Here is a 6277-nt window from a genome sequence, read left to right on the forward strand (position 1 = left end):
CCCACACCCAACAAACCACCACGCTCCCCCGCCACCAGCGGATTCACCGCGCTGAGTCGTATCCCCGGTTCGGCCCCCACTTGCGACAGGACCCGCTCCAGGCGTCGCACCGTGGCTGCGATCGTCGGCCGCTCATAGAGCTCCGTGGCGTATTCCAGGTTCAGCGTCAGCCCGGCCGCCTGCCCTCCTGCCGTTCGGTGCTCCTCGAACCCGAAGGTCAGATCGAACTTGGCGCTCTCCGGCCTCAGAGGCAGGGCACGCGCCGGAACCCCGGGCACCGGCGAGGGATCCGCGTCGGCGTCCGCCAGGGTGATCACCACCTGGAAGAGCGGGTGACGCGAGGACGAACGCTCAGGGTTGAGCCCCTCCACCAGCTCGTCGAAGGGCAGGTCCTGGTGCTCCCATGCCTCCAGATCCGTGGCACGCACGCGCTCCAGCAACTCCACGAAAGCGGGATCACCGCTGGTGTCCGTGCGGAGCACCAGCGTGTTCACGAAGAACCCGACCACATCCTCCAGCGCCTCGTCCGTGCGGCCGGCCACCGGGACACCGATGGGGAGGTCCTCCCCGGCCCCCATCCGAGTCAGCACCACTGCCACCGCCGCCTGCAGCACCATCAGAAGTGTGGTGCCGGTATCCCGGGCGAGCCGGTCCAACTCGGCGTGGAGCTCAGTGGGCAGCCGCGCCGTGTGACAGGCCCCACGGGATGACGCCGTCCGGGGTCGCAGTCTGTCCTGCGGAAGAGTGGCCTCCGCGGGGAGCCCTTCGAGGCGCTCCCGCCAGTAGGCCAGCTGCCGGGCAGCCAGACTTTCTTCATCGGTGACGTCCCCGAGCAGCTGCCGTTGCCACAGCGTGAAGTCGGCGTAGTCCAGGGAACGTGCCGGCCACTGCGGCACGCTTCCGCGGCTGCGGCTGTCGTACGCCAGGCCCAGGTCACGCAGGAGGGGTCGCATGGACCAGCCGTCGGTGGCAATGTGGTGGATGACCAACAGCAGGACGTGCTCACGCTCGCCGCGGCTGAACAGGAACGCCCTCAGCGGCACCTCGGACGCGAGGTCGAAGGGACGGTTCTGCGCCTCGGCCAGCGCGGCGTCCAGTTCCTCCTCCGTGTCGAAGGTCTGCTCATACCACCCGGGGGCTGCGTACGCGCCCGACAGAACCCGCTGGTACGGCTCCTCCGCCACCTGCGGGTAGACCGTGCGCAACGCCTCGTGCCGAAGGACAACATCGGCAAGCGCCTCCCGCAGCGCAGTCGCGTCCACGGCTCCGCTCAGCCGCCACGCGGTCGGCATGTTGTAGGTGGCGCCGCCGCCCTCCATCTGCGTGAGGAACCACAACCGCCGCTGCCCGGCGGAGAGCGGGACGCGCTCCGGGCGGTCGGCCGCGCGGGGCGCGAGCGCTGCGGCCTCATGACCTTCCGTGGTCAGCCGAAGAGCAAGACGAGCCACAGTCGAGGCTTCGAAGAGGTGACGGATGCTGATCCGGCAGCCCAGCACCGTGCGGATCCGGCCGGTGAGCCGGGTGGCGACCAAGGAATGCCCGCCGAGCTGGAAGAAATCGTCGTCGATGCCGACGCTGGTGACACCGAGCGCCTCAGCGAAAAGCCGGCACAGAATCTCCTCCCGCGGATTCCGGGGACCGCGGCTCTCCTGCCGTGGCCGGTACTCCGGCACAGGCAGGGCCCGTCGGTCGAGCTTCCCATTGGGTGTCACCGGCAGCCCGGCGAGTGCCACGAAGGCCGAGGGCACGAGAAAGGCGGGAAGCCGGCCTGCCAGAAACGCCCTCAGCTCCTCCCCGTCGAAAGTCCATGTCTCATGCGGCACCGTGTAGCACACCAGCCGCTGGTCGCCGGGCACGTCCTCACGCACCACCACGGCGGCATGCTCCACCCCCGGGTGCCGCAGGGCTGCCTCGGTCACCTCTCCCGGCTCCACCCGGAAGCCACGGATCTTGACCTGGTCGTCCACCCGGCCGACGAAAACCAAAGTCCCGTCCAGGTCACGGCGGACCAGGTCGCCCGTCCGGTACATGCGTCCGCCGGGCCCGGCGAAAGGGTCGGCCACGAAGCGCTGCGCCGTCAGCCCGGCACGATTGAGATAGCCGCGCGCCACCCCGGAGCCGCCGATGTAAAGCTCTCCGACCACGGTCGGGGGAACCGGCCGGAGCGCTTCGTCCAAGACATACGTCCGGTTGTTGTCCGCGGGGCGCCCGATGCTGGGGCGGTCCGCCTCCTCGACCCAGCAGGACAGCGGGTCGATGGTGCATTCGGTGGGCCCGTACATGTTGTAGACGGACAGGGGTGAGTCGCGCAGGCGGCGCCAGAAAGCTTCCGAGATGGCCTCACCACCCAGCACCAGGACGCGCGGCTTGTGCCGGACGTCCTCCAGCAGGCCTTCGGCCAGCAACTGCGCGCCGTAGCTGGGCGTCGTCTCCAGGACATCGATGGCGTTGCTGACCGTGTGCTCGGTCACCGCCCGGGCGTCCCTGCGCTCCTCATCCGCAACCAGATGCAGCTCGTGCCCGGCGATCATCCAGAACAGGGGGGCCCAGAAGCCGTCGAAGGCCAAGCCGTAGGTGAGCGCCACGCGGAGGCGTCTTCCTCCCGCTGCCGCCGCTTCGGGACCGTAGCAACGCCGCCGATGGCTGTGGAACATGTTGGTCAGGCTGTGGTGCTCGACACAGACCGCCTTGGGTCCTCCAGTGGTTCCCGACGTGTAGATCGCATAGGCGAGGCTGCGTGGATCGAAGGACCCGACGCCATCGGCACCATCCGCCTGATGGTCCGCATCCCCGCGTCCGATCTGCCCACCGGCATCACCGGGGCCGTCCGAGTCTCCGGGATCTCCCGGACCGTCCACGACGATCCACCCGGCCTCGGGCAACGGAGGCAGGGTGCCTGCGAGGGCGGTGCTGGTGAGCCCTACGACAGGCCGTGCGTCAGCGAGGATTTCGGCGGCGCGGGAGGGCGGCTGGTCCGGGTCCAGGGGCAGGTAGGCGCCGCCGGACTTGAGCACCGCCAGCACCAGCACCAGCGCCTCCGCGGAAGGCGGCATGGCGACCACGACGAAGCGGTCGGGCCGGGCACCATGGCGGATCAGGGTCCGGGCAAGTGTGCCGGCACGGGCATTCAGCTCGGCGAAGGTCAGGGAGAGGCTTCCGGCGACCAGAGCCGTGGCATCCGGGGTGAGCGCCGCCTGTGCCTCGAAGATGTCGGCCAGCGTCTCCGCGGGGACGGGGTGGGCAGTGCCGTTCTGAGCGAGCGCTGCGGCACGTTCCGCGGCGGTGGCCACGCTCAGTCGGCGCAACGGCACATCCGTCTCCGTGACGAGGGCCTCCACCAACTGCCGGAACCTGTCCAGCCATATCCTGCCGAGGGACGCGCTGATGACGTCCGGCCGATAGCTCAGCTCCAGCCGCATCCTCTCGCCGGGGAACACGGCCATGCTCAGCGGGTAATGGGTGCCTTCAGGATCCTCGCCGTCCTCGAGGAGCCTGGTGGTCAGACCGGGCACGGTATCGCTGACGACATTGGTGCTGAACGGTGTGCTCTGGTAGACGAAGGCGGTGTCGAACAGGTTGCCCATGCCTACGGCGCGCTGGATGTCGGCAAGCGAGACATGCTGGTGAGGGCCAAGGGCCGCCTGGTCCCGCTGGAGGCGGTGAAGCAACTCGCCGGCCGTTTCGCCCGCCTTCAGGCTGAGGCGCACGGGAACGGTGTTCATCACCAGCCCGATGATCTGCTCCACTCCGGGGAGCTCCGCTGGGCGACCGGAGACCTGGAGGCCGAACAGCACGTCCTGGGCGCGGGTCATGACGCTCAGTGTCAGCGCCCACGACGCCTGCAGGACTGTGTTCACCGTCAGTCCGCGCTCTCTCGCCATGGCGCCGAGTCTGGCGGTGAGGTCCGCGGGCAGTTCCTGGGTGAGGCGGCGAGGAGGCACCGGGGTGCCGGCTGCGAGCGCTCCGGGTGCCACCAGCGTGGGGTCGGTGACGCCCTCCAGGGCCGCCGCCCAGGCCTGTGCCGAGGCTTCCCGATCACGAGTGGACAGCCAGGAAAGGTACCGGTCGAACGGGACTGGGGGCTCCAGGGCATCGTCGGAGCCACCGGCACTGTAGATTGCGAACAGTTCCCGCAGCACCAGCGGGACCGACCAGCCGTCCAGCAGAATGTGATGCAGGGTGAAGCACAGCACATGACGGCGCGGGGCGAGTCCGATCAGCATGAAGCGGACCAGCGGCGGTCGTGTCATGTCAAATCGAGCAGCGCGCTCGGCGGTCAGTATCTCGGCACAGCGCGCGTCCCTGTCCTCCTCCGGCACATCACAGAGATCCGTCTCGCGCCAGGGAGTCCCGACGGAACGGGCGACGGCCTGGACGGTCTGACCTGAACGACGCTGGAGAAAGCCGGCGCGCAGCGCGGAGTGCCGGGCGAGGAGTCTGGCACAAGAAGTCCGCAGCACGTCCGTCTTCAGTGCACCGTTCAGTTCGATGGCCAGCTGCACATTGTAGACATCCACATCACGGTGGTCGTACAGCGCATGGAAGAGCATGCCTTCCTGCAGCGGGGCAAGCGGAAGGACGGCTTCGATCGGTGACTGGTTCACTTCCCGGTCTCCCATTCGGCTTCGAGCTCGGCGAGTTCGTTTCGGTCCAGCGCGACGAGAGGCTGGTCAGGGACGGTAGCCGCGGCAGTTGTGTCGATTTTCTGGATGTGGGGGGTGAGAGTGGCGACGGTGGGATGACTGNATGTTGGAATTCGGCATGCTCTCTCCAGCCAGGCGAGGGGGACGGAATTCATCGGGTGACGGGAGTACTACACGGCAGGCGGAGCCGTGCCATCAGAGTCCTTGTCGTGGCGTGAACCCCAGGACTCGAGCTCGGCCAGCTCCTCACCGTTCAGTTCAAGAAGTGGCCGGCGGCTCGGAGACGCCTCCTGCGGCGCTGCGACTGCTTCCTGGATGTGGGGGGTGAGAGTGGCGACGGTGGGATGACTGAAGATGTCCCGCGGCGCGATCAGCACCCCAGCGGCACGAGCCCGGGCCGCGATCTGGATCGACATGATCGAGTGACCCCCCAGATCGAAGAAGTTGTCATCAATACCAACCTCACTCACACCCAGCACCTCAGCAAAAAGACCACACAACAACTCCTCCCGCGCATCCCGCGGACCACGCCCCTCCTCCACCCGCACCCGCGGCACAGGAAGAGCACCCCGATCCACCTTCCCATTCCTGTTCAACGGCAACTCCGACAACACCACACACACCGCCGGCACCAAAAACTCCGGCAACACCCCCCGCACAAACTCACGCACCACCCCCTCATCCAGAACCTCACCCACCTCCGGCACCACATACCCCACCAAACGCCGGTCACCAGGCCGGTCCTCCCGCACCACCACCACCGCCTGAGCAACCCCCGAACACCGCACCAAAGCCGACTCCACCTCACCAGGCTCCACCCGGAAACCCCGCAACTTCACCTGCTCATCCACCCGCCCCACAAACTCCATCTCCCCCCGCACATTCCACCGCACCACATCCCCCGTCCGATACATCCGCTCACCCACCCCCACAAACGGATCCGCCACAAACCGCTCCGCCGTCAAACCCGCACGCCCCACATAACCCCACGCAACCCCCACACCACCGATATACAACTCACCCTCAACCCCCCGCGGAACCAAACCCAACCCCTCATCCAGCACATACAGACGCATCCCCCCCATCGGCCCACCAATAGGCACCACACCCTCATAATCAAAAGGCACCCGAACCCGATGAGAAACCGCAAACGTCGTCGTCTCCGTCGGCCCGTACACATGCTCCAGACGCAGCCCAGGACAAAACTCAAGAACCCTCTCCATCACATCCGGAGCAACCACCTCACCCCCCGTCCACAACTCCCGCAGCCCACGAAACACCCACGGCGCCTCCGCCACCAGAACCCGGAAAAGCCCCGTCGTCAGAAACATCGCAGAGACCTCCCCCTCCACCAGCACCCGCCCCAGCACCTCGGCATCCAGCAGACCAGGCGGCGCCACCACCACCGCCCCACCATTCAGCCAAGGCACCCACACCTCATACGTCGCCGCATCAAACGTATGCGCCGAATGAAACAACACACGCCCATGCCCCTCACCCCAACAACCATCCGAAGCCAGACCCACCACATTCCGATGAGAAACCACAACCCCCTTCGGCACCCCCGTCGAACCCGACGTGAACATCACATACAAACCCTGATCCACATCCACCACCGGCCCCACAAACCCCCC

2 protein-coding genes are annotated in these 6277 nt (G+C 67.4%); both read right to left on the reverse strand.

Annotation, left to right across the window (positions count from 1 at the left end):
- Window positions 1–4604: amino acid adenylation domain-containing protein (locus ABD299_RS21490; RefSeq protein WP_344265229.1), on the reverse strand; the 4604-nt coding region annotated here is incomplete at its 3' end.
- Window positions 4605–4813: 209 nt separating this feature from the next.
- The coding region (locus ABD299_RS21495; RefSeq protein WP_344265232.1) for a non-ribosomal peptide synthetase at window positions 4814–6277 on the reverse strand (1464 nt) is incomplete at its 5' end.

The organism is Streptomyces sodiiphilus (genome assembly GCF_039529215.1).
Classification (GTDB): Bacteria; Actinomycetota; Actinomycetes; order Streptomycetales; family Streptomycetaceae; genus Streptomyces; species Streptomyces sodiiphilus.